We start from the raw sequence: 26,305 nt of genomic DNA on the forward strand, positions 1-26,305 counted from the left end.
TGCGTGCGAGGTGATGAGTAGTAGCGATCGCTTAGCAGTAGAAACTGCTAGTGGCATTACTCACACCAAAGTCATAGTAGGAATGCAGAAAGTGAATGAAACTGCGTTTAGTTTCAAAGTATTAGTCTAAACTATTAATTATAAACTATTAATGAAATTTTGCCCCAAATATTGACTTTGCACGCCTAATCTGCTGTGAAAATTTTGCTGATCGAAGACGATACCACTTTAGCGGAACTAATCAAACAGACATTGCTCGAACAGCATTATTTGCTTGATGAAGCAATTGATGGTCAAACAGGATGGGAATTAGCAAAATCTTACCAATACGATTTAATTTTGCTCGATTTATTTTTACCGAAACTCGATGGGATTAATTTTTGTCAGCAGTTACGACAAAGTGGCGATCGCACGCCAATTTTATTAATGACAGCTTATGATAGCAGTACCAGAAAAATTGCTGGATTGGATGCTGGCGCTGACGATTATTTAGTCAAACCCTTTGATTTAGAAGAATTATTAGCTCGGATTCGGGCTTTGTTACGTCGAGGCAATGATTCGCTACCGCCAGTGCTAGAATGGGGCGATTTGACTCTCGATCCGGCTAGCTGTACCGTTACTTATCAAGGAGAAACTTTACATCTAACTGCTAAAGAATACGCGCTTTTAGAGCTTTTTTTACGCAATCCGCAGCGAATTTTTAGTCAAAGTGCGTTATTAGATCGGGTTTGGGCTTGGGACACTTTTCCTTCAGAAAATGCGGTACGAACCCAGATCAAAAGTTTACGACAAAAACTGAAAAAAGCGGGAGCAGCAAAGGATTTAATCGAAACTGTCTACGGATTAGGATATCGCCTCAGAGCAACCGAAGTTCAATTGTCAAAACCGAAGCAAATTGAGCAGGAAGCGAGTGAATTTCGAGCTGCAAACAAGTCCCGACTGCAAAAGACTTGGGAACAGAATCAAGATAAATATCGCGCTCGCTTGGCGATCGTCATCAAAGCCGCGAATAAATGGCGAGAAGATAATCTTAGTGAGACTCTACGCGAAGAAGCATTGCGCGAGCTTCATACTCTCAAAGGTTCCCTAGGTTGTTTTGGTTTAGCGCAAATCTCTTCTCTGTGCGAGCAAGTTGAACAAAGTTTCCAAGCTGCAACTAATCTTACTTCGATTGAAGTGCAACAGTTACCTGAACTGGTTGGCAAATTACAACAACAACTAGAAGAGGTTAATTTTCTCTCCCATGAAAAGCCAGAATCTCAACTACCGCCGCGTTTATTAACTTTTCACAGACAAATAAAGACAACTATTCAACATACTCCTCGAATTTTGATGATCTCTGGAGATATCCCTTTAACCAACAGTTTGACTGAGGAAGCGAGAATTTGGGGAATGCAAGTATCCTCAGCAAGTAATCATACTCAAGTGCAACAGTTGCTGGGAAAAAAGCAACCGGATCTAGTTTTGCTAGACTTAAGTTTGACCGACTCAGCCGATTGGGGATTGGCTTTACTCCAAGAACTTGGAACTGCTCGACCTCCAGTTCCCACAATAGTTTTAACTGCTGAAGATAGTTTCACCACTCGCTTACAAGTCGCTCGTTTAGGTGCAAAAAGTTGTTTGCACAAACCAATTACTCCCACTCAAGTTATCGAAAATATCCATAACTACCTCCAGCAATACAGTCTTAACGTTGCGAAAATTATTATTGTCGATGACGATCGCCCGATCTTAACTTTATTGCACCAAGTTCTAGAACCGTGGGGATTTCAGCTCACTTTAGTTAACGATCCCCAGCAATTTTGGTCGATCTTGACAGAAGTTAATCCTGACTTAGTGATTCTCGATTTAGAAATGCCTGGTTTGAGCGGGATCGATTTATGTCAAGTCGTTCGCAACGATCCCCAGTGGGAGAATTTACCCATACTCTTTCTCTCAGCTTATAGCGATCGCGCAAACATCCAGCAAATATTTGCTGTAGGTGGTGATGACTACATTCCGAAGCCGATTATTGAGTCAGAATTGATTGCACGAGTCTTAAATCGCTTAAAAAGGATGCAAACTCTCCGCAAATTTGCACAAATCAATCACTGAAAACAATTATAAAAAATTAACTAAACTTGAGATAGAAGAGTCAAAATAAGATTGACGTTAAAATAGCGACTTTTTTATGCAGTCTCCTAACCATCCCAGGAACTCAGCCGAAAACTCAGAACGTCAATTGCTGGAAGAAAAGCTGCGCGCGAACGAAGCTGAACTGCGTAAACTTTTGGCAGCAATGCCAAATCTGGTATTAGTTCTCGATGCCGAAGCAAAAACGATTAATGTGATTCCCACGCTGGCAGTTATTTCTCCCGATGCTGATGTGGAACTAATCGATTTAACTATCGAACAATTTTATCATTCCCAGCGATCGCCAATTTTTTTGAGCCAGATTCGACAGGCATTAGCTAGCCAAGAAACTGTCCAATTCGAGTATGCTTTAGAACGCGATCGCGAGCAAATCTGGTTTGCTGCCAATATTTCTCCCTTATCCGCAGAGTTAGTAATTTGGGTTGCCAAAGAAATCACCGAAAGCTATCAAGCTAGAATTGCTTTACAACAAGCACGTCAAGACTTAGAACAACGAGTAGAAGAACGTACCGCCGAATTACAAGCGAGTGAGTCACGGTTTCGACGATTAGCAGAAAATGCCAAAGATGTAATTTATCGCTATCGCCTTCTTCCCCATCCAGAAATAGAATATATCAATCCAGCGATCGCTGCGGTCGTCGGTTATACGGCGGCAGAATTTTATGCCAATCCTGACTTACTTTGGCAAATTGTTCGCCGCGAGGATCGCCAAATTTGGCAAAGACAAATCAATTGTGTCGGCGATCGTCGCAATTCTTTACTAATTCTACGGTGGCTGCACCGAGATGGTAGAACTATTTGGATCGAACAACACAATACCTTTATTGAAGACGATCGAGGAGAAGTTATAGCGATTGAAGGTATTGTCCGCGATATTAGCCGACAAATAACCAGACAACAACCAAAACTTTTCCCCATTAACTCAAGACTCAAAACTCAACAGTTAGGAATTGATTTCACTCTGCCATACTCACTACCTGCATGGATAGCAGGATTAGTAACTACTTGCGTAACACTGACAATTGAATTCTTACGTCAGTCAGGAATTACTGTTCCCGTGCCATTTTTATTAATTATCGTCGCTGCGGTACTCTGTGGTAGTTTTGGGGGATTGAAATCCGGATTAGTCAGTGCTACAGTCTGGATCGTTTATTTAATTTGGGCTGCGTCGGTTCCCTTCGGTCCACCCACCTTAACCGGAGGAGTGTTAGAAGTTAGTTTAGGCGCGATCGCGGTTTTACTAGTAGCAGTCATTCAAGGACAAAAACAAGACCAAAATAACCAACTTACCAAAGCTTTACGCTTCGCCCACAATAGTCTAGATCGGCGTGTCGAAGAACGTACTGCCGCCCTAGAAAAAAGTAACGAAATTTTGCGAGAACAAATTGCCCATCGTCAAGCCGCAGAAACCGAACTGAAAAAACGTACTGCCGAACTTCAGGCGATCGCCGATAATGCTACTGATTTTATTGTCCGTTTTGACCGGCAATTGCGCCACATATTTGTTAATCAAGCTCTTACTGAAGCAGTGGGAATTTCCGGGGAAGAATATTTAGGCAAAACTAATGAAGAACTAGGAATGTCTCCGGAACTTTGTCGTTTTTGGAATCGGAAATTAGCAGAAGTTTTTCAGACAGGTAAAAGTCAACAAATTGAATTTGATTTCCAGACATTCAATGACGTGCGTACCTTTCAATCGACGCTCGTTCCCGAAAAAAACCACGATTCGCAAGTGGAAACTGTGCTGGGAATTACTCGCGATATTACTGCGCATAAAAAAACACAAGAAAAATTAGAAAGATCCGTAGCAGAACGCACTATTGAATTACGTCAAGCGAATGAAGAATTACAAAATGAATTGCAATATCGACAACAGATCGAAACAGCCCTTCGAGACTCTCAACAACAGTTGCAGGCAATTTTAGATAATACTCCCGCAATTATTTATTTGCTCGACAAAGAACAAAAATATCTGCTGATTAATCGTATGTACGAGCAATTATTTAATATTAGTCAAGAGCAAATCAAAGGTCAAAGCATTTATGATATTTGGGCTGAAGAATTTGCCGATAAATTCCAGGAAAATGATCGCCAAGTTATTGAAAATAAAACTTCAATAATCACCGAAGAAATTGCGCCGCACTCGGATGGAATTCATACTTATATTACAGTAAAGTTTCCCCTTTGTGACGAGCAGAATGTTGTTTATGCAATTGGCGGTATTTCTACAGATATTACCGCTCTGAAACAAACCGAAGCTTCGTTAAAAGAAGCAGAAAGACGTTGGCGAAGTTTACTAGAAAACGTGCGATTAATTGTCGTAGGATTGGATAACGAAGGTAATGTAGATTATGTTAATCATTTCTTTTTAGAATTAACTGAGTATACAGAAACAGAAGTTTTAGGTAAAAACTGGTTTGCCAATTTTCTTCCTCACTATCAAAAAACAAGAACTCATCAAACTTTTGGTGAATTGATCGAAAACAAATCCAACCTTTATTCCCAAAACTCCGTGCTAACCAAATCTGGCGAAGAAAGATTGATTGCTTGGAATAATACACTATTACGCAATGTCAAAGGAGAAACAATAGGTACTCTAAGTATCGGTGAAGATATTACCGAAAGATTTGCGATTGAACGGATGAAAGATGAGTTTATTTCCGTTGTTAGTCATGAATTACGCACTCCTTTAACTTCAATTCATGGAGCCTTAAATTTATTATCCAGTGGCTTATTAGACCCTAGTTCCGCTCGCGCCACTCGCGCCATCAAAATTGCGGCTGAAGCTGCGGAACGCTTAGTTAGATTGGTTAACGATATTTTAGAATTAGAACGCTTAGAATCGGGTAAAATCAGCTTGTGCAAACAGCAAGTAAATGTCCGCAAACTAATTTGGCAAGCAAGCGAACAAATGCAAGTAATGGCAAATCGGGCGGATATTCATCTGGAAGTATTAGCTGCCGATATCGAATTAAATATCGATCCAGATCGTATCCTTCAGGTACTGACTAATCTCATCAGTAATGCGATCAAGTTTTCCGAGCCGGGCAAGACAGTTTGGTTAAGTGTAGACTTAGTAGCAAGCGAAACGCGATCGCTAGTGCGCTTCCAAGTTCGCGATCGCGGTCGAGGTATTCCGGCTGATAAAATTGAAACAATCTTCGAGCGTTTTCACCAGGTAGATGTTTCTGATTCTCGCAAAAAAGGCGGTACAGGCTTAGGATTAGCAATTTGTCGCAGTATTGTCGAACAACACGGAGGTCAAATTTGGGTAGAAAGTATCCTCAACCAAGGTAGTAGTTTTTACTTTACTTTACCCAGAAGGGAGAGTGCCGATGAATGCAACTAAACGCATCCTTGTCATTGACGATGAAGATGGTGTTCGCGAAATTATTCAAATGAGTATCGAAGTAGCCGCAGGATGGGAAGCAATCGGTGTCGCATCGGGAAGCGAGGGATTAGCGATCGCGGCAACCGAACAACCTGATGCTATTTTACTCGATGTAATGATGCCTGACATGGACGGGATTGCCACTTTTCAACGATTACAAGCTAATTCAGCTACTCGCCACATCCCCACAATTTTACTCACAGCTAAAGCAAAAATTAGCGAAAAACAGCAGTTACTTAATCTCGGTGTCGCCGGAGTTATTACTAAACCCTTTGAGGCGATGAGTTTAGTCGCACAAATTCAATCTCTACTTCATTGGTGATTGGGGACACTGGAAGAGGGGGTTTTCACCCTTATCAGTTATCAGTTAGCAGTGAACAGTCACCAGTGAACAGTTACCAGTGAACAGTTACCAGTTTATTCGCTAATTGCTTCTTGTCTCCAATCTCTACTGATATACTGATAACTGCTCACTGAAAACCCCAATCCCCAATCCCCCATCCCTCAACTCACAAAATCCTCACAATTATCTTTTAACTTGAAGTCATAGTCTGAAAAACAGTTGTAGGACTTCAGTTAATGAATGAAAATTTTTCATCCCAGTCTACCAATAAACAGGCTACTTCAGCCGTCGATCCTGTTTGCCAGGAAACAACAATCTCCGTTAAGCTCAATTGTCGTTCCCAGTCAGTATCTATTTTTACTTATCCCAAGATAAACTTTTTTATCCCTAGCCTCAGTGATTCTGAAAACTACGAATCAGACGTTGAATTAGCTATTGATGTCTTTAAATCTCGTAATCCCAAATTAATCAAAGCTCTCAAGGATTTTTTCCTAATTTCACCTAGTCCTACCTATATCGAGCAAATTTTCACCACTGCCATTTATCGATTTGCTGAGAGTGATTCTGATACTTGTCGCTGGCTTTTGCATCATCCGGATTATTTAATGCCCGAACTCGATCTAGTTGAATTAGCAAGTAAATTAGTTATCTTTAACCTCAAAAATTCTGTCTTAATTCCCGAACGAGATTTCAGTTTTAAAGCCAATGGTCAACTTTATCTTAATGAACGAGCTAAGGCAGAGTTATTACGCAAAAGTTGCTCAACTGATTGGCTGATTATTAAGGAAATTTTACAACTTGGTTGAATTTTAAGGAGAAGTTTATGACTATTAAAATTTTGTTAGTAGATGACGATATGGATAATATTTTCTTACTCGAAGAGTTACTTCACGAGGAAAATTTTGAAATTTTTAGTGCGCCAAATGGTTGGTTAGGTTTCTTGAAAGCAAAAGAAATTCAACCTAACTTAATTATTAGCGATCTGCAAATGCCTGTGCTGAATGGATACGAATTTTTGCGGAAAATTCGTACCGATCAAACTTTGGTTAATACTCCGTTTATCTTGCTGACTTCTTATCAGGATTGCGAACGTCGCGATCGAGCTTTTCAGCTTGGGGCTAACGCCTATTTAACCAAACCAGTAGATTTCAATGTTTTACTAGAAACAATTACCGAACAAGTGAGGAAAAAAAAGCTTGAAAAAACTGTTTATGCGAATTGTCAACTTTGTTGAAGTTGCTAATTGGCTTGTTGACTGCTCCCCTCCCTCCGCGTGGCTAAAGAGAGGGGATTCTTAAGCCATAAACCCAGTTTTTCTGGTAATTCACCAGCTTTGAGATTAGAGGGTTTCGGCGAGTTGATAAGGACTAGTTAATTTATCCAGTTGCTTGACTAATAAGCTGAGGAATAAACCGACATCGGTAACTACGCCGACAGATTCGATTGAGCCGCGATCGCTTAATTTGGTTACTACGGCTGGGTTAATATCGACACAGACCATTTTCACCCCGGCTGGGGTCATGTTACCGACACCAATTGAGTGCAACATGGTGGATAACATTAAAATCATGTCTGCACCTTCGATTAACCGAGCGTATTCTTGTTGTGCTTTAATTAAGTCCATCTCGGTATCTGGTAAAGGTCCGTCGTCGCGAATTGAACCTGCTAAACAGAAGGGGACGTTCTTTTTGACGCATTCATACATTACGCCTTTTGTCAAGAGTCCGGCTTCAACTGCTTTGGCGATGCTACCATAGCGACGAATTGTGTTAATAATTTTTAAATGGTGGCGATGTCCGCCGCGCACTGCGACACCGCGTTTCATATCGACACCGAGGGAAGTTCCCATTAAAGATTGTTCGATATCGTGAACGGCGATCGCGTTTCCGCCGAGTAGCGCTTGGACGTAACCTTCGCGGATTAAACTAGATAAATGCTGCGAGCCGCCTGTATGAATTACGACCGGACCTGCGGTAACAACTACTTTACCACCTCGATCGCGGATTTGGCGCAATTCCCAAGCAATTTGTTCGACAACTAATTCCACGCGACGCTCTGAGGATACTCCCGCACCCATAAAGCTGAATTCTTGGGATTCCTTACGCTGCTCTCTGGCTTCGGGTTTACGGACGGTGCGAATACCTTCCACACCTACAACTACTTGCTCGCCAACTTCTACATCCCGTAATATTTTACAACGAGCGACGACACCAGAGTCAGTTTCGGTAATTGCGATCGCGCCATCCATCCGTTGATTTTGTACTCGCACCCACTTACCATTTACCCGTACTTCTGTCGGATAAATCGTGGTTACGTAGAAATCATCTGGGGCTACACCAGCCATCGTGACGGGTTCTAACAAAGCATCATGTTCGTCTTGGGGACGATCTAACGCACCCAAGTCGATTAGTTGAGTCATAATATCTTCCATTACTTCGTGGGAAGGTGCTGATACCTTCACATCTGCAACAGAAGTGCTTTGTCGCTGTTCGCCTAAATTAAAGTTAAGAACTTGGAAACTACCGCCATTTTCGACGACTAAATCTAAAGCGCGGTTCATTATTCCCGCGTCAAGCAAATGTCCTTCTAAGCGAATTGTGCGACTTTCTACTGGTTGGTTAGCGTGGATTTCTTCTCGTACGGGTTCGGTTACGCGCAGTGTCAAACATTTCGCCGCACCGCCAGCTTTCAAAAATTCTGTTAATTGGGTTTCAACTACCTCGAAACCTACATTCGCCAGACACTTTTTCAACTCGTCGCTGGCTTTATTCATCACGACTGTGCTGTTAACATTAACCGCATTACAAGCAAAATTTACGGCATCTGTTTCTTCAATAGCGAGCCGTTTTTCTGCGGGAACGCGCCTTTCAATTAAAGCGTTGGAATAAGCATCAAATGCCGGGGGATAGTAAAGTAAATAACCGCCAGTTAGGGGACAGAAACAAGTATCGAGGTGATAGAAACGTTCGTCGATTAAACGGAGGGAAAGTACCTCAATATCTAACCATTTGGCAATGTAACTATGAGAATCTAATTCGGAACGAAAACCGTATCCTGCCCACAACCAACGTCCTTCGCGGTCTAACAGGGCGTCGCCTGCGCCTTCAAAAGGTAAGTCTTTTGGTAATTCGTAAACTGTATAACCGTTGTCTTCAAACCACTTTTTGAAATAAGGTTCTTCCCCTTGACGTTCTTTGTGTAAAAAGCGACTGAGGACGACATTTTTACCTAATACTAATCCGGCATTGGCAGTAAATACCATATCGGGCCACCCTTGGGCGGGTGTTACTAAATCGACGATCGCCCGATCTTTGAGGTTATGATACAGTTTGTACCATTGATCTACCGCGCGATCGCGCGAGGATTTGTGAATATTCCCCTCCATCCACGGATTAATTACATAATCTACGTCGTAATGATCGGGAGGACACATGAGGAAGCGAATCGAGTCTGTCATAATCGAGCTAAGATAATTTGAGGTAGATGTCCGATCTATTTCCTAATTGAAATAGAATTGTTCTCGCCACCAGGCAGCATTATATTTTATTATTTTGCGTTGCTAAGCAACAAATTTTTCGCAATTTTTTTTATCCTTAAGTGCCTTGACAAAAGCTAAAAAATATGCAGCAAGACAAATTAAGTCTTCGTTTTTCAAGAGAGTTTTCTTTAGTTAGGGATTAACTACGAGCAGGTGGAGGCATTTTTCTTTCCGGACGAGATAAGCGTTCTAAGTATAGCAAGCCAGCATAAAGAGAAAAAGCTAAAATTGCTACAGCGATCGCGCCCGCCCATATTTTAGCGGAATTTTGTTGTTGGACGCCTTCAAAAAGCAGCGTCCCCAGTCCACCAGCATTAAATTTAGCACCAATAGCGGCGATCGCTACAGCCACGATCGTCGCCAAGCGCACTCCCGCCAAAAAAACTGGTAAAATTAAAGGGAACTCTACCCACCACCAAGATTGCCAGGCATTCATTCCCATACCCTTCGCAGCTTCTAAAATTGCCGGGTCGATTGAATTTAAACCGACAGAGATATTCCGGACTAAAATTATCTGAGTATAAATTACCATCGCGATAATTACCGCTCGAGCATTGAGTCCAAAAATCGGCACTAGCAAAATAATTAACGCCAAACTGGGGATAGTATAAAGAATACCCAGAATTCCTAACACCAAAACCGACAGCGATCGCACTTTGGTAATTAATATTCCTAATGGTAAAGCAATTAAGACGGCAATTAACACCGCCAAAGTTGTCATTTGCAGATGTTTGAGTAAATATTCGCAGACAATTGTGGGATGTTCGACAATATAGTTCATTCAATCTTAATTTTTAGCTTAAATGGTCTAATCTTGTAGTGCGACCATCCATTCGACTACGCTCAGGACAAGCCTTGGTCGCTCTTTTTTAACTGTAGTTAACTATAGTTATACCAATTTACTTTAACTGCACTACATAATTTTGTGTAGAGACGTTGCATGCAACGTCTCTACAGGTCTGCGTCTGTAGCATTAGTTTATGTAAATGGTATTAATTATGAGAATCCGACTATCTTGGTCGCTCTTTTTCAACTATAGTTAATTATGAGAATCCGACTATCTTGGTCGCTCTTTTTCAACTATAGTTAATTATGAGAATCCGATCTAATCTTGCTCTTTTCTAATTGACACTTCTCACTTTAAAATATTATAGTCACTGACTGCCACCAGCAAAAATGAACTTAAAAATCTGGTTACTTACACTCTTACTTATTTTTCTCCAATTAATCGCCCCCTTACCTACTTTCGCAACCACAGAATCTCCTTTAACCGTCTTAGAAAAAATCTTCACAGAAGAATTACAACCCGAATGGTTTACTCCTACTTTTCTGCGACAAATTCCTTTACCACAAATTGAAAATATCATTAATAATATCGAAGGAACTCTCGGCGAAATCCAAGAAATACAACCAGATGAAACTAATTATCGCATAATTTTTGAGCGAGGAACTGTTCCCACCAAAATTAAACTCAACGATAACAATCAAATTGAATTATTACTGTTTCTTCCACCCACCCTTAATAGCATTAGTTTAACCGAAGCTATTGCTAAATTTCGTTCCTTTCCTGGTGAAGTAAGTTTTCTCGTTCAAAAAGACAACCAAGTCATAGCAGAACTTAATTCCAACCAATCTTTAGCTGTCGGTTCTGCTTTTAAATTAGCAGTATTAGCCACACTACAACAAGAAATTGCTGCGGGAAAAAGTAATTGGGACGACGTAGTTAAACTTCAACCAGAATGGAAAAGTTTACCTAGTGGTTTATTACAAACTTGGCCTGATTATACACCACTTACACTGCAAACTCTAGCTACTTTAATGATTTCTATTAGCGATAATACAGCTACCGATTCGTTAATTCAAATTCTTGGGAAAGAATCAATAGAAACTATCTCTCCTCGCAACCAACCTTTTCTTACTACTCGCGAAGCATTTATCCTCAAAAATCCCCAAAATCAACAATTATTGTCGCGTTATCGTCAGGGAAATATTACTGAAAAAAGGCAATTATTACGAGAAATAAGTCAAGCATCGTTACCAGATGTTACTCTTTTTAATGGCAATCCTGTCGCGCTTGATGTAGAATGGTTTTTTAGTAGTCAAGAATTGTGTGATTTGATTTCTTCTGTTGCTGAATTACCTATAATGGGAATTAATCCAGGTGTAGTTAATCCTCAAAATTGGCAGCGTGTTGCTTTTAAAGGTGGTTCGGAACCAGGAGTATTAAATTTAACTACTTGGTTAGAAAGTAAAGAGGGAAACACTTATTGTGTTGTTGCTACTATCAATGATACTGCACCAATCGATGAAGCTGGTTTTGTTAGTATCTATAGTAGCGCGATCGCGGGACTAGAAGAAACTATATCTCATTCCAGTGATAAATAGTGACAAATCTTTGCGACACATTGATCGATGTCTAAAGATGTGAGCGCAAATGTCTCTCTTGTGGGCGTAATTTTTAGTAAATCGAAGCTTTATTACTTAAATAACCAGTCGATAAATTTGAGTTTTCCTTCATAGGGTGGATAGCGCAATTTAATATCTAACCAAAAGGGCTTTTTAACGATGCTTTTCGGATGGGAAAAAGTGTCAAAAGTGGCTTTTCCGTGATAGTTTCCCATTCCACTGTCACCAACTCCACCAAAAGGAAGTTCGGGAGGAATTATATGAGAAATTGTCTCGTTAATACAAACACCACCAGAGGAAGTTTCTTGTAAAATTCGCTGTTGATTGTGTTTATTTTTGGAGAAGAAGTAAAGTGCGAGAGGTTTGGGACGAGAATTAACTTGCGCGATCGCGTCTCCTAAGTCATCATAGTCTAATACGGGCAGCAAGGGACCGAATATTTCGGATTGCATAATCTCATCATCCCAGTTTACCCCGTCGATAACCGTCGGAGCAATATAGCGATCGCTGGGATTAATTTCACCCCCAACGACAACTTTACCCCCAGAATGTAACAATTTTTGCAGACGAGCAAAGTGGCGATCGCTAATAATCCTTGCATAATCTTGACTGGTCGCCGGATTATCAGTATAAAATTCTTGAATACATTGCTTAATTCCTGCTAAAAGTGGTTCTTTAATACTGCGATGTACCAATAAATAATCTGGTGCAATACAAGTTTGTCCCGCATTAATAAATTTACCCCAAGTAATCCTTCTCGCGGTAAGTTCTAAATCGACATCTGGTTCGATAATACAGGGACTTTTACCACCTAATTCTAAAGTTACCGGAGTTAAATTTTTAGCCGCAGCCTGCATAATTATTCTGCCAATTTCCGTACCACCTGTAAAGAAAATATGGTCAAATTTTTCCGCTAATAATTCTTGAGTAACTTCCTTTCCACCTTCCACAACAGCCAGAAAATCCGACTCAAAATATTTCCCAACCAATTTAGCAACTACTTCCGAAGTATGAGCAGCAATTTCTGAAGGCTTTAGTATAGCACAGTTTCCCGCCGCGATCGCGCCAATTAACGGTGCAATTACTAATTGAAATGGATAGTTCCATGCACCAATAATTAATACTACACCTAACGGCTCGCTAACTATCTGGGCTGAAGCCGGAAACAAATTTAAAGGAGTAGCTACTTTTTTCGGTTTTGTCCACGATTTAAGCTTTTTTAAAGCATAATTTATTTCTTCAATACATAACAAAATTTCCGCAGCGACAGTTTCAAACTTTGGCTTTCTTAAATCTGCTTGTACTGCTTGAGCAATCTCTGTTTGGTTATCTATTATTACTTGCTTTAACTGCTTTAATTGCTCAACTCGAAACCCAATATCTTTGGTTTTACCTGTCTGGAAAAAACGACGCTGTCGAGCAACAATTTGAGCCGTTATTTCTTTTTCTATAAGCATTTATTTCTCCTTTTGTCAACCCTTTTTCCAAGAATAAATTAGTAGCTTTGTCCGAACGATTGAGTAACTGAAACAAGAATGACTTGAAAAAATCAAGTTAAAAGTAGAAACTCTTGCCAAACCCAAACCAAGAAAAATCAATAGTTAGAATTTCTAGAACCAGAAAACAACTAGCAAATTTAAGTTTTAACAGGAAAGCGAACAATAAACAAACTGCCTTTACCCAACTCCGAATGTACCTCAATTGTGCCTTGATGAGATTCAACAATCCAGCGAGACAAATGCAAACCTAAACCACTACCAGAGCGCTTGTGTTTGCCTTGGCGAAAGCGTTCAAACAAAGTTGACAAATCTTCTGAAGAAATACCTGGACCAGAATCTTGAACTTCAACAACCACTTCCTTATGATTAGAATATAAGCGCACGTCAACCGAACCGCTATCAGTAAATTTAATCGCATTACCGATAAGATTAGTAAAAACCCGGCGCAACTCCAAGCGATCGCCAGAAACAATTCTTGATTGTGACTTGTCTACTGCTGTTTCGGAAAAATCCTCTTTAATCGACAAGCCTTTTTCCTTCGCTAACGGATTCAGCTCTTCAATCACTTCTTGTACCACTGAAGGTAATTCTACGGGAGAAAAGCTTAAAGTTTTACGCCCAGCTTCGTAGCGATAGACTTCTAACAAAGTATTCACCATTTGCAGCAGATTGCGATTACTGCGAGTCATCGTCTTAATCGCTTCCAGCATCGGTTCGCTTAATTCGCCCAAAGCACCCTGCTCAAACAGCATCAGCATACGATCCGCAGCCACCAAAGGCGTACGCAAATCATGAGTCAGACGAGAAACAAAATCTTCTCGCTGACGAGCAATTTCATCTCTTTCATCAACAGTTTGCTTCAGACGCAACAGCGATCGCACTCGCGCTAGCAACTCGTCAACCTCCACTGGTTTACGGATAAAATCATCCGCACCACTATCCAAACCTTTCACTACACTAGGTTGATCGAAAGCCGTAATCAGCAAAATCGGGATAAAGGGCAGATGGGGATTTTCTCGGATGCGTTTAGTTACTTCCAAGCCATCCATTTCTGGCATCATCACATCAAGCAAAACCAAATCCGGTGGCGACTCTTCAATTTTCGCTAGTGCACTCCGACCTTCCTCTGCCAAATCTATTTTATAACCTTCTTCTTCTAAGATACTTTGGACTAAAAACAAGTTGTCTGGAGAATCATCGACAACTAGAATCTTGTCTGGATGAGCAGATGGATTAAAAAAATGAGAATTCATTAAACTAGCAAATTAACTAAATTTTTTAATGATTGCTTATACCTCGTGATATTTTTCCTACTTTTTGCCTAATTTACCTCATCCTCCCGAAGTATTCTTGGCTCCGCTTTATCAAATCTTCATTTTAATTACCTCAATTATCGCTGACCAGCGATCGGGAACCAGTTATCAGTTTATTCGACCATTCTCCGCGATCGCCAGTCCCCAGTCCCCAGTCCCTAATCCCCAACTAACCTCTACCGGGAATCAAACTACTTTTCAAGCGTTGCATCGCCATGTCAGTGATATCAGCGTAACGCAACTCACCACAAAGAATTCTACTCATCATTTTGCCAGCATAGGGGCGTTTAACTCCCACCCGATAAGCAATTCCGGGAAACTGGAAGAATAATCCCGACAGACGTTGTGCCAGTACCAAATCCGAACCGATTTCTGAGTTAATCGTATCGGTGTATCCAGCTAAAGCATTTCGATCTCCGGCTAAGGCTTTGACAATTGCTTCTGCGGCTTTGACTCCACTCAAAATTGCGGGACGAATGCCTTCAGCAATTAAGGGATCGGCAATACCTGCGGTTTCTCCCACTAAAAGCGCATTATTTTGATGTAACTGGCGCTCTGATGACCACAAGTTCATCGGATAATTATAAAATTGGCTTTGGCTGAGATTAATTCCTAATTCAGAAGCATAGTTAGTAAGCTGTTTTTCTAAGTCTTTGACTTTCCCTTTACCACCGCGAATAATTCCCGCACTGAGCGAGTAACCATTCGACTTCGGAAAACACCATAACAAGCCATTTTTCAGGGAACCAAACTCAAACTTAGCCGTATTTCGCTCGGCTGGAGCGACTGCTGTTTCTACTTCTAAAACTGCACCTAAAAACTGTTTGGCTTCCTTGAAACCAAGCCAGTTTGCCATTGCTCCACTAGCTCCATCAGCAGCAATTAAATAGCGAGCGTCAAACTTTCCTTTGCTAGTGGTTACTGAAGCGATATCGTTGCTAATTTGCACTGCTGTAACTTCTGAGTTATCCTGTAGCTCAGATCCGGCTTCCACTGCTTTTTCCACCAGAAAATTATCAAAAACATCTCGCTGTACCATCCAAAAAGGCTCGGTAGTATCCAATTCTGTTTCTACCGGATCTCCCTTTTTCCAAGTAAAGCGAACTCTGTTGACTTTGTTATCTACTACTGGCGTCAGATCAAAGTCAAACCATTGCTGTATTGCGGGAGATACGCCACCACCACAGGGTTTGTAGCGAGGAAAAGATTTTTTTTCCAAAAGCAAAACCGAGCGTCCTTGGTTGCTCAGATGATAAGCTGCCGTTGAACCTGCCGGACCAGCACCGACAATAATGCAGTCAAACATTATTACTCCTCTATTTTTGACAATTTTGACAAAATGGCAGTGTTAATGGCTTAAGCCAGAGTGTCGGTTACTAAGTTTTTCGCTGAATCACTAAGTAACTGACTTAATATAGCTACAAAACTATCAATAAAACCGTAAAATTACGGATTTATTTTCTTTGCACAGTGATTATTCGGGATCGAGTATTATTTTTTTGACGAGGACAAAATTCATCATTTTTACTGAGTTTAAAGCTTATGTAAACCGCTTATTATGGTTCACATAAGCTTCATCTTACTAAAATTAAGATTTTAGTTCGACTTTTACAGAACAACTAAACGTGAGGTGTATCGAGATGTTATGGGAAGTACGCATAAAATATGCTAATGGAACTCAACAAGTTTTGCGTACCTGCAAAAATCAAGAAACAGCCCTGCGTTGTGTAGACGCGATTTATGCTCGCGGCTATCCTTTACATTTGGCTTATTTTGCTTGTCCTGCTGCGGCAGAACCTGCATTAATACCGACATAATCGTTCTGGAATAGGGTGAAAGTGTTGACGAGAAATGGGTTCGCTCAGACAGTGGTTATGTCTTTTTCTTTTTCTGCTAACAATTTGTCAATTTTATCCGTGTACTTATCAGTAAGTTTTTGAATTTCGTCTTGTAAGGAGCGAGATTCGTCTTCAGAAATTTCGTGGTTTTTTTCCTGTTTGCGTACAGCATCGATAGCATCACGACGGTGATTGCGCACGGAAACTTTACCATCTTCAGCTAGTTTACCAGCTAACTTGACTAATTCTTGGCGGCGATCGCTGGTGAGAGGTGCAATATGTAAGCGAATAATTGAGCCGTCGTTGTTGGGAGTTAAACCGATATCCGATAAAGAAATTGCTTTTTCAATTTGTGCCATACTCCCTTTATCGTAAGGTTGGATTGCAATCGTACTTGCGTCTGGAGCGCTAATATTTGCCAAAGATTTTAAAGGTGTCTCACTCCCGTAATAGTCAACCATAATTCGGTCAAGGAGTGCCGGATTAGCGCGACCTGTACGAATGGTATTAAAAGATCGTTGAGTCGCTTCCACGGACTTTTTCATTTCACTTTCAACTTCAGTTAACTTCACAGAAACCTCCCACAATTGTGCCAACAGATTCTCCAGATATAGCGCGGATGATGTTACCTCTGACTGAGAGGTCAAAAACAACGATCGGGATATTGTTTTCTTTACACAGAGCGATCGCTGTTTGATCCATCACTCGTAGATCGTGAGTGAGGACATGACCGTAAGTCAAGCTATTATAACGGCGAGCGTTTTTGTTTTGATGCGGATCGCTGTCATACACTCCGTCTACTTTGGTTGCTTTAAAAATTACCTCCGCATCTATTTCTGCTGCTCTCAGTGCTGCCGTCGTGTCAGTGGTGAAGAAAGGATTTCCCGATCCTGCGCCAAAAATTACTACCCGTCCTTTTTCCAGATGGCGAATTGCTCTTCTACGGATGTAGGGTTCTGCCACTTCTTGCATGGCGATCGCTGTTTGTACCCGCGTTGGTATGCCGATTTGCTCGAGAGCATCTTGCAAGGTCATCGCATTCATGACTGTGGCAATCATCCCGATGTAGTCTGCTGTTGCTCGATCCATCCCGGCGGCGGCTGCTTTTACACCTCGAAAGATGTTTCCGCCACCTACGACGATCGCCATTGCCACTCCCATTTTGACTACTTCTGAGATTTCATCGGCAATTTCGGCGACTACTTGGGGGTCAATCCCGTAGCCTAGATCGCCCATTAGGGCTTCACCACTTAGCTTTAATAATACCCGCTTGTATTTCATCCCTCAATTTGCGATTCAGCGCTATTTTGGCGCTTGGTTTGTCTGCCAATAAGATAGCATTTATCAGCGAGTAGTTATCACTTAGCAGTTATCACTTACCTGTTACCGCGTACGGTGCATTTACCAGGAAACAGTTAGCAGTTATCAGTTTATTCTCCTTGTCTGCGATCGCTTCTAATTTTTATCCTCTCGCCATTTAATCGTACAACCGATCGCTTCGGTGATACTGGTAGTAACTTGTTCTGAGGATAGTAAAGCCACAATGTTATCGCGTAAATAGTGGTTCTGTACCGCTTCTGGATCTTCGGGGCGATCGTCAATTTTGCCTCGATAGCGGACAACTCCTGCATTATCAATCAAAAATACCTCTGGAGTTACCCTCGCATCAAAGCAGTTAGCGACATCTTGACTTGGGTCCCACAGATAGGGAAAGTTTAGCTTTTTCTCCATCGCAAAACTTTTCATTTTCTCAAAGCTGTCTTCGGGATATTTGTCTGTATCATTGGCATTAATCCCGATCGCCGTAAAACCTTCGCTCTCAAAGCGATCTTGAATTTCTTTCAGTCGATCTAAGTATAAACGTACGTAAGGACAATGATTACAAATAAATATTACTGCTACTACTCGAAACTTTTCTAAGTATCGAGAAAGATGATGTACTTGACCATCAATGCCAGGTAGTTCAAAATCAGGGGCATATTGTCCTACGGTAGGATCGTTTTTTTGCTCGACAACCATTTTGATTTTCCTTAACTTTTCTTAACTATTTCCTTGACAAAAAAAGCGATTGACGCTCTGGTTGTTCGGTTCTAACCCAATCGCGCCGATCTTACCAGCCACACGCCATTGCGTGATACCCAATCAACTTGTAAACAAGTTTGGCAGCAGTAAACTCAGAGACAACTGAATCGACAACCGGGGCTAATTCCATCACATCGCAGCCAATCACCGGATGAGTAGCAAAAACTCGCCGTAAAAAAGCTGTCAAACCATACCAGTTTAATCCTCCTGGATCGGGAGTTCCTACGCCAGGGATTAAACTAGGATCGATTCCATCTAGATCGATAGTAATAAATACTTTTGCTGTTGATATTTTCGCGATCGCACTTTCAATCCAATCTGTTTTTGTGGCTATATCTCTTGCCCAAATAACCGGAATCTGCTTCTGTTTAATTAATTCAGCTTCTTCGCGACAAATACTGCGAATACCCACTGGTAAGCTAGGTAAACCCATCTCGAAAATCCGACGCATTACACAAGCGTGGTTATAAATTGAACCTTCATATTCGTAGCGTAAATCGCCGTGGGCATCAATTTGAATGACAGTAAAAGGTTCTGCTAATGCCTCTCGATAAGCTGCTACTATACCACCAGTTATACTGTGTTCTCCTCCTAAAGCAATGACAAATTTATCATCGGCAATCAAGCGAGACACTGTTTCACGGGTAACTTTCAGCATCTCCTCTGGTAAAACTAGCTGATTATTGCGTGTATCGGCGATGGTAGTATGAGTATAAGTGCCTACCTGCCAGCAAATTTCTCGTTCTAATTCTTCGTCATAATATTCTAGTTGGTCAGATGCTGCCAAGAGAGCCGCAGGTCCATTTTTACAGCCCTGACGATAGGTGGTTGTCCTTTCGTAAGGAATTGGTAAGATTACCACTTGGGCTGTCTCGTAAGGCTGTTCTACTTCCGAACCAATGAAAGGATCTACTCCTAACTCAAATTGTTTCAGCATCTTGGTAGGCACTCCTGGTAACTAAATTCATCTTAAGATAATTTCCCAGTCAATAACTAATTTGCTAACTTTTTGTTTGTCTTGCTTCATTTTTGCCTAATTTACACCTCCAACTTGCTCAAATTTACTTCCCAGAAGTTACTGAAAAACTAATTCAATTAATATTCTTTTAGAAAAAAATATTATGCCTACTTACGCATATTTGCTGACTGAGAAAATAAAGTTATCAAAAAAATGGGTTTTAAACCCCATCATTTGGGAAGAATTGAATGTATCGGGTCTAGTTAAAAATCGCAACCTTGCTAGAGCAATCAGCCTGCAAGGCTGGAGAGAATTTAGAAGTTTAATTGACTCTAAGTCCGAAAAGTTTGGTCGAGATTTTCGAGTAATTAGTAGATGGGAACCTACAAGCCAGAAATGTTCTGAGTGCGGGTTCAAGTGGGGCAAAATCGATCTATCTGTTCGTTCAATTCTCTGTTTAGGCTGTGGTATTGAACACAATAGAGATGATAGAAATGGTCGGCATGGGGCATCGGAACGACCTAAAATGTACGTCGAGGGACGGTAAGACTACGACCGTAGCGCGACCCAATAAAGCGTAAAGAATCTCCGCCCTTCAAGGGTGGAGAGTATGTCAATTTCCCAGTAAAATTATGTCATTTGCCTCAACCGAACCCAAATCTTCAAACCAAGCCAAAACCTGGACTTGGAAAGGATTCCCCATTAGCTATCAAACTCAAGGTAAAACAGGACCAGCAGTAGTTTTAGTACATGGCTTTGGTGCTTCTTGGGGACATTGGCGGAAAAATATCCCTATCTTAGGGGAAACTTGTCGCTGTTACGCGATCGACCTAATCGGCTTTGGGGCTTCAGCCAAACCGACTCCGGGTGTAGAAATCGAGTATACCTTTGAAACTTGGGGACAGCAAGTAGCTGACTTTTGTCGCGAAGTAGTGGGTACTCCTGCGTTTTTAGTTGGTAACTCGATTGGTTGTCTTGTCACGATGCAAGCCGCCGTAGATAACCCAGAGATTGCTTTAGGAGTCGCCTCAATCAACTTTTCACTCAGATTACTACACGATCGCAAACTTGCCCAACTTCCTTGGTATCGACGTTGGGGTGCGCCAATGATGCAAAGAATTTTAGCGAACAAACTAATTGGTAATTTATTCTTTCAGCAATTAGCTAAACCAAAAGTCGTCCGCAAAATCTTACTTCAAGCTTATCGCCGTCCCGAAGCAGTAACCGACGAACTAATCGAAATTATTATGAAACCCGCATTTGATGTCGGTGCAGCAGAGATATTTCTAGCGTTCACTCGCTATTCTTCTGGACCCTTACCCGAAGATTTACTACCAAAACTTGCTTGTCCGGCAATTATTCTTTGGGGAACAGAAGACCCTTGGGAACCATTCACCTTAGCCCAAGAATTTGCGAAAATTCCCACAGTAGAAAAGTTTATCCCTCTCGAAGGTTTAGGTCACTGTCCCCAAGACGAAGCGCCAGAAATCGTCAATCCAATTTTACAAGTGTGGATTTGGCAACATACCTCTGGCTAGCCTAATAACTATTGAACCGCTCGTATCGAGTTTGTCTGTTGAGCCAATCTCTACCAAGTTGAATAGTGACATCAGAAGCCAAAGATCCGGTACTTTCCACCCGTACTTCCCCAAAACCAAGATCCGCACGAATAGCCGAGGCACCACTTTCATCTCCTCCTTGAGCGATAATACGGGTAACGCTCAAAGGTTCTTCCCAGGTGTCATCAACTACATACACATTGCGGTAGCCTGCGGCTTCCAAGTAATTTCTCATGGCAGCGATCGCTTCTGGAGATCCAGTGCTATCTTGAATGGCAACACTTAAATAAGCAGGATCGGTAGTTTCGACGGTACTATAACCCTGGTCAAAATGTTTCGCCATCATCTCACGAATCGGACGGCGATAGGGTATCCAGTAACTTTCCTCATTTTTGCCATCGCCATTAAAATTACCAGGAACCATGAGCATTTGCACTTTTGAGCGATCGGTTTGGGTGGCAAATCCGGCGAGGGCGACAATTTCTTCGATACTTAAATTAGTGTCGATGTGGTCTTGAATAACTTTAATGATTTTTGGGATTCGCGCTACGGTTGAGGGATTGAGAGTTTGTTCGACTAGCGATCGCATCAACATTTGCTGACGCTGTACTCGTCCGATGTCTCCTAATCTGTCATAGCGAAAGCGCAAAAATTGCATTGCTTTCTCACCGTCAAGATGTTGTTCGCCTTGTTTGAGATTGATATAAAGGTGTTGGCTATCGTCTTGATACTTCATATCATGGGGAACATACACCGTTACCCCACCAAGAGCATCAATTAATTTTTCTACACCTTGAACGTTTACTCGAATATAGCGATCGATGGCAACATCTTCGAGCAGGTTACTAATCGATTTCGCGGCTAAGGCTGGTCCGCCATAATAGTTAGCCGCGTTAATTTTGGTTATGCCATGTCCTTCAATCAAAGCGCGGGTATCGCGAGGAATCGAAAGTAAGGTTAGTTTTTCGTCTTCGGGATCGAACCGCAGCAAGAGCATGGTATCAGAAAGACCCTCAAAAGAGTTGACTAAGGCATGGTAGCCCACATCTTCTGAAGATTCATCTAAATCAGAGGTGAGAACCTTGGTTCCCAAAATTAAAATGTTGACTGGTCTAGTTAGTTCTGGTAAGCGAAAACTTTGACGAGAAATTGCTTCACTACCAAAAAATGCTTCTTCTTCTGGAGAAAGTTCTGCTTGTAACAACGGTGTCGAGTTGAGCGATACCGCTAAAATCGCACCTGCTGTTGCCGAAAGCATGGCTACTCCAGTCAATCCTAGCCAAATCCCCAGCCAGCGTCCCTTATTTGCCTTCTTTTGCGTTTTTTTCTGAGCAGGATGAGTTTTTTTGGTCATACGGGGACGTTTTCCCTGGGCTTGAGGGTGTTTTTCACGAGTTTTTCGAGCTGGCACTGGCTTCCTCACACACAAAAAAAATCAGTGGTTTAATAGTTTTGGCAATTAGAATTTGGCTAATTGCTCGAGAACACTCATACCAATTTTCTGCCGATCTCGCACAAAATCCGGCAAATGGTTCTCTAAAAATAGAATCGGGAATTCGTAGTCGAGCGTTTGTTTGCAGTTAGCTTCCCAATTTGAGAAGATATCACGATTAAAGAGAATTTTATCGTCGATTAATTAACTCTCCTGTTTTTTCTTGCTTTTTTGGCAAGTGAGAGTCTCTTTAAAAGCTTCCTGGCTAAAAGTTTAAGACGAGATATCTTTGCTGAAGGTTGCTTCTGCTACCTGACTAAATCCAGGTAAGCGCAATGATTTTCTCTGCCATAAACGTACCATCAGGAAGAGACACCCTAGGAAATAACCTGAAGTTAGGAGACTATTGAGAAATAGCAGGCGAAAGGCGAACACTTCTGAGGTTTGTTCTGCCCCAATTAACAATAAAGTGTATCCTAACAGCCAACCTAGTGCTAATGTAACTGATAAGCGACTTACGGTTTGTTGCTGACGGCTACCTTGACGTTTGTACAGCGTCCAGAGCGCCGGGAAAAATCCTAACACTGGCACTAGGTAAAAATATAATTGCAAGTGTTTGAGGTTTTTTTCTTGAAAACGGTCAAGGTTTTCCATTGTTTTTGTCGCCTATTGTTTACAATCAGTTTAACAATTTTGAGCTACTAAGGTGATTGGTCGCGATCGCTGCTTCGAGCGCTAGTTTTGCTGTAGTTTACCAAGATTTCTGCTGATTTAGCTAAAAATTTGCCGATGGAACCGTCTCCAATATCTCTTACGGCTATTGTTCTCGCTGGTGGACAAAGTTCTCGCATGGGTACTGATAAAGCTTTGCTGAGTATTGATAATCAACCTCTGCTGTATCGAGTTTGTCAGCTTGCTCAAGTTTGTGCTACTCAAGTCTTGGTGGTTACGCCTTGGCTGGAAAAATATCAGGAAGTTGTTCCTCCTGGTTGTAGGTTGGTTCGAGAAACTCGATCTCATGGACCTCTGGTTGGTTTTGCTCGAGGTTTAGCCTTTGTTGATACTGAGTGGGTGCTTTTGCTGGCTTGCGATTTGCCTTGTTTACCTGAGTCGGAATTGCTCAAATGGCTTGATTATTTGGATTCGGTGTCTGCTGAGGCTGTTGCTCTCTTACCTCGACATCCCCAAGGTTGGGAACCTTTGGCGGGTTTTTATCGTCGCTCTTGTTTACCACAAATAAATGATTTTGTCAACCAAGGAGGTAAGTCGTTTCAGAAGTGGTTAAAAGCAAATTATGTGCAAGAATTACCTGTGACAGACCCAAAAATGTTATTTAATTGCAATACACCAGCCGATTTCCAAGTGGCGCAGCGCCTGGTTCGGCCATCGCTGATTAACTAACTATAGCCCAAAATGTCCGATCCCCAAGCTTTCCCAGCCCAAATTACTGCTGATGGTTCTTTTACTTTCTTTTCCCCTGAGTTTCAGGAATCTTTTCACTCTCGCTCTGGTGCGAGATGGGAAGCGGAAAGCAAATTTGTCGAGCCTTGTCAACTCAGGGAAAAAGCTAAAAATAAAGAAGTATTGCAAGTTTTAGATATCTGCTATGGTTTAGGGTATAATTCAGCATCAGCTTTAGCAACAATTTGGGAAGTGAATCCGAAGTGTAAAGTGGAATTAATCGGTTTAGAACGAGATCCCCAAGTTCCCCAAGCCGCGATCGCGCAACAACTACTTAACCAATGGGATTCGCCCATTTCTCAATTATTAAGTGAATTAGCAAGAAAGTATCAGTTAGAAACCTCATTATTAGAAGCCAAACTACTAATTGGTGATGCTAGGTTAACCATTCAATCTTTAATTAATTTAGGTTTTCAAGCAGAGGCAATTTTTCTCGATCCCTTTTCACCACCCAAGTGTCCCCAACTCTGGACAGGAGACTTTCTAAAATTAGTTAGCAAATGCTTAAAACCTACAGGAATACTTGCGACTTATTCTTGTGCGGCATCGGTGAGAACCGCTTTACTTTTAGCAGGGTTAGAAATTGCTCCGACAGTAGCGGTAGGAAGAAATTCGCCAGGAACAGTTGCCAGTTTTAAGTTAGAAAATGCACCTTCGTTGTCTGAGCAAGAGCAGGAACATCTGCAAACTCGTGCCTCAATTCCCTATCGCGATCCAAGTTTAACAGATTCGGCAACAGTTATCGAACAGCGCCGTCAGCAAGAACAAGCAGCATCGAACAAAGAACCCACCTCTCACTGGAAAAAACGTTGGTTCAACCGTAGTTAACTCGACGCTTCAAAATCAAATAAGTATTATTCCTTATACATTTAGATAGATGAGCAAAAAAAAATTTAAGTTATTCTTAGCTACTAATAGGGAAAGTCGAGAGTTTCTGCCCCTAAGCAGAATTTAGATTTGCTACTTATTGGGGACAATCCAGAAAAAATTAAGATTTTTAACCGCGAACAACAAAAGTTCCGTAAAAAGCCCGATTACAAACTGAGGTACTTTTGTAGATACTTAAAAACAGATTTGAAAATTTTTTTATTATGAGTAACTTATCAGTAGTTTCCCTATTTAGCCCCCTATTGAAGGGTAACAAAGCTAGTATTAGCAAAGCTGAATCAGCCAAGGTATTGATTGTAGACGATCGCCCCTACAGCCGGATGACTGTAGTAGCAATGCTCTCAGCAGAAGATTACGAAATAATCGAAGCAGAAAGCGGTACGGTGGCGCTCGAAGCAGCAATTAATTCAAATCCAGATTTGATTTTGCTGGATTTAATGATGCCGCAGATGGATGGAATTGAAGTTTGTCGCGAATTAAAGCAAAATCAGCAAACACAGGCGATTCCAGTGATTTTCGCCACAGTGAGTCAAGAGCGACGCGATCGCCAAATTGCCTTAGATGCAGGAGCAGATGACGTTCTCACTAAACCGCTCGATCGCTTGCAACTTTTGGCGCGAATGAAAACTCTGATCGAGCAGAAACGCCTGAAAGAAGATTTAAGCGAAACCGAACGAGTGTTATTCTCGATCGCTAGAGCGATCGAAAGTCGCGACTCGGAAACCCCTTCTCGAGAAGATCCCTGTGCGAAACTAATCGCGATCGCTCAAGGCTTTGGTGAATTTTTGCACTTAAGTCCGGCAGAAATTCAGGATTTAATGTCAGCCGCTCACCTTCACGATATCGGCAAAGTGGGCATTCCTGACTCGATCCTACTCAAAAAAGGCGAATTAACTGCTGAAGAACGTGAACTCGTTAAACAGCACGTTTTAATTGGCGAACAAATTTGTCAACCTTTACGCAAATTGCGGGGAGTACTACCAATTATTCGGCATCACCACGAACGTTGGGACGGTAGCGGTTATCCTGATAATTTGGCAGGAAATGATATTCCTTGGTTAGCCCAAGTGTTTCAGATGGTCGATATCTATGATGCTTTAACCCGCAAACGCCCTTACAAAAAGGCTTATACTTCCGCACAAGCTTTAGAAATTATCACTGAAGAAACAAGCAACGGCTGGCGCAATCCTGTACTAGCAGACAAGTTTAAATTATTTGTGCAAACTAGGGAGCAAGAAGAAAATTCTGTTACTCGTCCAAGCGATCTTAGTGTCGTTCCTCAGTTCCAGCAAAGTTTTACAACTTCGAGAACGAACAATTTACGCGTTGCTTTTAGTTAAACATTTACAGCGCGAGATTCTCAACTTAGCGTTTCGCGAAGACATCCGATTAGGTTATATTAATTCTAGAGATTCAGACTGGACATGAATGTGTAAGACCAAAGTTGGCTTGCTAATTGAGGCA

General features: G+C 41.5%; 23 protein-coding genes. 12 read left to right on the top strand and 11 right to left on the bottom strand.

Annotated features, from left to right (window positions below; genetic code table 11):
• The first annotated feature begins 195 nt into the window (after window positions 1–195).
• The 5 genes from G3T18_RS11020 to G3T18_RS11040 all read left to right on the top strand — a co-directional run bounded on the left by G3T18_RS11020 (window position 196) and on the right by G3T18_RS11040 (window position 7,101).
• Window positions 196–2,094: a response regulator gene (locus tag G3T18_RS11020; RefSeq protein ID WP_224410605.1), complete on the top strand. Its 1,899-nt coding sequence runs from the start codon at window positions 196–198 to the stop codon at window positions 2,092–2,094.
• Window positions 2,095–2,170: 76 nt separating this feature from the next.
• Window positions 2,171–5,482, top strand: coding sequence for a PAS domain S-box protein (locus tag G3T18_RS11025; RefSeq protein WP_224410606.1), 3,312 nt, complete (start codon window positions 2,171–2,173; stop codon window positions 5,480–5,482).
• Complete coding sequence (locus G3T18_RS11030; protein ID WP_224410607.1) at window positions 5,469–5,846, top strand: response regulator; 378 nt, start codon at window positions 5,469–5,471, stop codon at window positions 5,844–5,846. Before G3T18_RS11025 ends, G3T18_RS11030 begins: the two co-directional genes overlap by 14 nt.
• A 257-nt stretch (window positions 5,847–6,103) precedes the next feature.
• On the top strand, window positions 6,104–6,673 hold the full coding sequence (locus G3T18_RS11035) for a hypothetical protein (protein ID WP_224410608.1): 570 nt from the start codon (window positions 6,104–6,106) through the stop codon (window positions 6,671–6,673).
• A 17-nt stretch (window positions 6,674–6,690) separates the two neighbouring features.
• On the top strand, window positions 6,691–7,101 hold the full coding sequence (locus tag G3T18_RS11040) for a response regulator (RefSeq protein ID WP_224410609.1): 411 nt from the start codon (window positions 6,691–6,693) through the stop codon (window positions 7,099–7,101).
• A gap of 105 nt (window positions 7,102–7,206) precedes the next feature.
• Here the strand turns inward: G3T18_RS11040 and argZ are convergent, their stop codons facing one another.
• Together argZ and G3T18_RS11050 are read right to left on the bottom strand one after the other, a co-directional pair.
• Window positions 7,207–9,324 (bottom strand): bifunctional arginine dihydrolase/ornithine cyclodeaminase, encoded by a 2,118-nt coding sequence (argZ, locus tag G3T18_RS11045; protein ID WP_224410610.1) that lies wholly within the window; start codon window positions 9,322–9,324, stop codon window positions 7,207–7,209.
• A 220-nt stretch (window positions 9,325–9,544) separates the two neighbouring features.
• Window positions 9,545–10,186: an ABC transporter permease gene (locus G3T18_RS11050; protein ID WP_224410611.1), complete on the bottom strand. Its 642-nt coding sequence runs from the start codon at window positions 10,184–10,186 to the stop codon at window positions 9,545–9,547.
• Window positions 10,187–10,581: 395 nt separating this feature from the next.
• Between G3T18_RS11050 and G3T18_RS11055 the strand changes: the two genes are divergently transcribed.
• Window positions 10,582–11,790, top strand: coding sequence for a serine hydrolase (locus G3T18_RS11055; RefSeq protein ID WP_224410612.1), 1,209 nt, complete (start codon window positions 10,582–10,584; stop codon window positions 11,788–11,790).
• 92 nt (window positions 11,791–11,882) lie between these two features.
• Here the strand turns inward: G3T18_RS11055 and G3T18_RS11060 are convergent, their stop codons facing one another.
• The 3 genes from G3T18_RS11060 to G3T18_RS11070 form a co-directional block, all read right to left on the bottom strand.
• Window positions 11,883–13,268: an aldehyde dehydrogenase gene (locus G3T18_RS11060; RefSeq protein ID WP_224410613.1), complete on the bottom strand. Its 1,386-nt coding sequence runs from the start codon at window positions 13,266–13,268 to the stop codon at window positions 11,883–11,885.
• 179 nt (window positions 13,269–13,447) lie between these two features.
• On the bottom strand, window positions 13,448–14,563 hold the full coding sequence (locus G3T18_RS11065; protein ID WP_224410614.1) for a hybrid sensor histidine kinase/response regulator: 1,116 nt from the start codon (window positions 14,561–14,563) through the stop codon (window positions 13,448–13,450).
• A 229-nt stretch (window positions 14,564–14,792) separates the two neighbouring features.
• Window positions 14,793–15,929 carry a geranylgeranyl reductase family protein gene (locus G3T18_RS11070; protein WP_224410615.1) on the bottom strand — a complete coding sequence of 379 codons (1,137 nt, stop codon included), beginning with the start codon at window positions 15,927–15,929 and terminating at the stop codon, window positions 14,793–14,795.
• A gap of 334 nt (window positions 15,930–16,263) precedes the next feature.
• Here G3T18_RS11070 and G3T18_RS11075 point away from each other — a divergent pair, with 334 nt between their 5' ends.
• Entirely contained in the window at window positions 16,264–16,440 is a 177-nt protein-coding gene (locus tag G3T18_RS11075; RefSeq protein ID WP_224410616.1) for a family 2 glycosyl transferase, read from the top strand.
• A gap of 44 nt (window positions 16,441–16,484) precedes the next feature.
• Here G3T18_RS11075 and frr read toward each other — a convergent pair whose 3' ends face one another.
• The 4 genes from frr to speB form a co-directional block, all read right to left on the bottom strand.
• On the bottom strand, window positions 16,485–17,033 hold the full coding sequence (gene frr, locus G3T18_RS11080; protein ID WP_224410617.1) for a ribosome recycling factor: 549 nt from the start codon (window positions 17,031–17,033) through the stop codon (window positions 16,485–16,487).
• Window positions 17,020–17,742 (bottom strand): UMP kinase, encoded by a 723-nt coding sequence (gene pyrH, locus G3T18_RS11085; protein WP_224410618.1) that lies wholly within the window; start codon window positions 17,740–17,742, stop codon window positions 17,020–17,022. The genes frr and pyrH overlap by 14 nt, the downstream gene beginning before the upstream one ends.
• 174 nt (window positions 17,743–17,916) lie before the next feature.
• The gene (locus G3T18_RS11090) at window positions 17,917–18,480 is read right to left on the bottom strand and encodes a thioredoxin family protein (protein ID WP_224410619.1); all 564 of its coding nucleotides are present in this window, start codon (window positions 18,478–18,480) and stop codon (window positions 17,917–17,919) included.
• 91 nt (window positions 18,481–18,571) lie between these two features.
• Window positions 18,572–19,480, bottom strand: a complete 909-nt coding sequence (speB, locus tag G3T18_RS11095) for an agmatinase (protein WP_224410620.1) — start codon at window positions 19,478–19,480, stop codon at window positions 18,572–18,574.
• A 184-nt stretch (window positions 19,481–19,664) separates the two neighbouring features.
• On the opposite strand from speB, the gene G3T18_RS11100 reads away from it, so the two are divergent.
• Both G3T18_RS11100 and G3T18_RS11105 read left to right on the top strand, forming a co-directional pair.
• A complete protein-coding gene (locus G3T18_RS11100) occupies window positions 19,665–20,048 on the top strand; it encodes a transposase (protein ID WP_318013956.1) in 384 nt (127 codons plus the stop codon).
• A gap of 85 nt (window positions 20,049–20,133) precedes the next feature.
• Window positions 20,134–21,039, top strand: a complete 906-nt coding sequence (locus tag G3T18_RS11105; protein ID WP_224410621.1) for an alpha/beta fold hydrolase — start codon at window positions 20,134–20,136, stop codon at window positions 21,037–21,039.
• A gap of 1 nt (window position 21,040) precedes the next feature.
• Here G3T18_RS11105 and G3T18_RS11110 read toward each other — a convergent pair whose 3' ends face one another.
• Complete coding sequence (locus tag G3T18_RS11110) at window positions 21,041–22,471, bottom strand: LCP family protein (protein WP_397333937.1); 1,431 nt, start codon at window positions 22,469–22,471, stop codon at window positions 21,041–21,043.
• Between the two features lie 294 nt (window positions 22,472–22,765).
• Window positions 22,766–23,146, bottom strand: coding sequence for a hypothetical protein (locus tag G3T18_RS11115; RefSeq protein WP_224410622.1), 381 nt, complete (start codon window positions 23,144–23,146; stop codon window positions 22,766–22,768).
• Between the two features lie 135 nt (window positions 23,147–23,281).
• Here G3T18_RS11115 and G3T18_RS11120 point away from each other — a divergent pair, with 135 nt between their 5' ends.
• The 3 genes from G3T18_RS11120 (at window position 23,282) to G3T18_RS11130 (ending at window position 26,181) form a co-directional block, all read left to right on the top strand.
• Window positions 23,282–23,893 carry a molybdenum cofactor guanylyltransferase gene (locus G3T18_RS11120; protein WP_224410623.1) on the top strand — a complete coding sequence of 204 codons (612 nt, stop codon included), beginning with the start codon at window positions 23,282–23,284 and terminating at the stop codon, window positions 23,891–23,893.
• 12 nt (window positions 23,894–23,905) lie between these two features.
• Window positions 23,906–24,781, top strand: coding sequence for a tRNA (5-methylaminomethyl-2-thiouridine)(34)-methyltransferase MnmD (locus G3T18_RS11125; RefSeq protein ID WP_224410624.1), 876 nt, complete (start codon window positions 23,906–23,908; stop codon window positions 24,779–24,781).
• Between the two features lie 263 nt (window positions 24,782–25,044).
• Window positions 25,045–26,181 (top strand): response regulator, encoded by a 1,137-nt coding sequence (locus tag G3T18_RS11130; protein WP_224410625.1) that lies wholly within the window; start codon window positions 25,045–25,047, stop codon window positions 26,179–26,181.
• Window positions 26,182–26,305 lie beyond the last annotated feature (124 nt).

It is taken from the genome of Oscillatoria salina IIICB1 (genome assembly GCF_020144665.1).
Classification (GTDB): Bacteria; Cyanobacteriota; Cyanobacteriia; order Cyanobacteriales; family SIO1D9; genus IIICB1.

Excerpts from the sequence above, each read along its gene's own strand:
- G3T18_RS11025 (WP_224410606.1), top strand. The coding sequence starts at position 2,171 with ATGCAGTCTCCTAACCATCCCAGGAACTCAGCCGAAAACTCAGAACGT.
- G3T18_RS11030 (WP_224410607.1), top strand. The coding sequence starts at position 5,469 with ATGAATGCAACTAAACGCATCCTTGTCATTGACGATGAAGATGGTGTT.
- G3T18_RS11035 (WP_224410608.1), top strand. The coding sequence starts at position 6,104 with ATGAATGAAAATTTTTCATCCCAGTCTACCAATAAACAGGCTACTTCA.
- G3T18_RS11040 (WP_224410609.1), top strand. The coding sequence starts at position 6,691 with ATGACTATTAAAATTTTGTTAGTAGATGACGATATGGATAATATTTTC.
- argZ (WP_224410610.1), bottom strand. The coding sequence starts at position 9,324 with ATGACAGACTCGATTCGCTTCCTCATGTGTCCTCCCGATCATTACGAC.
- G3T18_RS11050 (WP_224410611.1), bottom strand. The coding sequence starts at position 10,186 with ATGAACTATATTGTCGAACATCCCACAATTGTCTGCGAATATTTACTC.
- G3T18_RS11055 (WP_224410612.1), top strand. The coding sequence starts at position 10,582 with ATGAACTTAAAAATCTGGTTACTTACACTCTTACTTATTTTTCTCCAA.
- G3T18_RS11060 (WP_224410613.1), bottom strand. The coding sequence starts at position 13,268 with ATGCTTATAGAAAAAGAAATAACGGCTCAAATTGTTGCTCGACAGCGT.
- G3T18_RS11065 (WP_224410614.1), bottom strand. The coding sequence starts at position 14,563 with ATGAATTCTCATTTTTTTAATCCATCTGCTCATCCAGACAAGATTCTA.
- G3T18_RS11070 (WP_224410615.1), bottom strand. The coding sequence starts at position 15,929 with ATGTTTGACTGCATTATTGTCGGTGCTGGTCCGGCAGGTTCAACGGCA.
- G3T18_RS11075 (WP_224410616.1), top strand. The coding sequence starts at position 16,264 with ATGTTATGGGAAGTACGCATAAAATATGCTAATGGAACTCAACAAGTT.
- pyrH (WP_224410618.1), bottom strand. The coding sequence starts at position 17,742 with ATGAAATACAAGCGGGTATTATTAAAGCTAAGTGGTGAAGCCCTAATG.
- G3T18_RS11090 (WP_224410619.1), bottom strand. The coding sequence starts at position 18,480 with ATGGTTGTCGAGCAAAAAAACGATCCTACCGTAGGACAATATGCCCCT.
- speB (WP_224410620.1), bottom strand. The coding sequence starts at position 19,480 with ATGCTGAAACAATTTGAGTTAGGAGTAGATCCTTTCATTGGTTCGGAA.
- G3T18_RS11100 (WP_318013956.1), top strand. The coding sequence starts at position 19,665 with ATGCCTACTTACGCATATTTGCTGACTGAGAAAATAAAGTTATCAAAA.
- G3T18_RS11105 (WP_224410621.1), top strand. The coding sequence starts at position 20,134 with ATGTCATTTGCCTCAACCGAACCCAAATCTTCAAACCAAGCCAAAACC.
- G3T18_RS11115 (WP_224410622.1), bottom strand. The coding sequence starts at position 23,146 with ATGGAAAACCTTGACCGTTTTCAAGAAAAAAACCTCAAACACTTGCAA.
- G3T18_RS11120 (WP_224410623.1), top strand. The coding sequence starts at position 23,282 with ATGGAACCGTCTCCAATATCTCTTACGGCTATTGTTCTCGCTGGTGGA.
- G3T18_RS11125 (WP_224410624.1), top strand. The coding sequence starts at position 23,906 with ATGTCCGATCCCCAAGCTTTCCCAGCCCAAATTACTGCTGATGGTTCT.
- G3T18_RS11130 (WP_224410625.1), top strand. The coding sequence starts at position 25,045 with ATGAGTAACTTATCAGTAGTTTCCCTATTTAGCCCCCTATTGAAGGGT.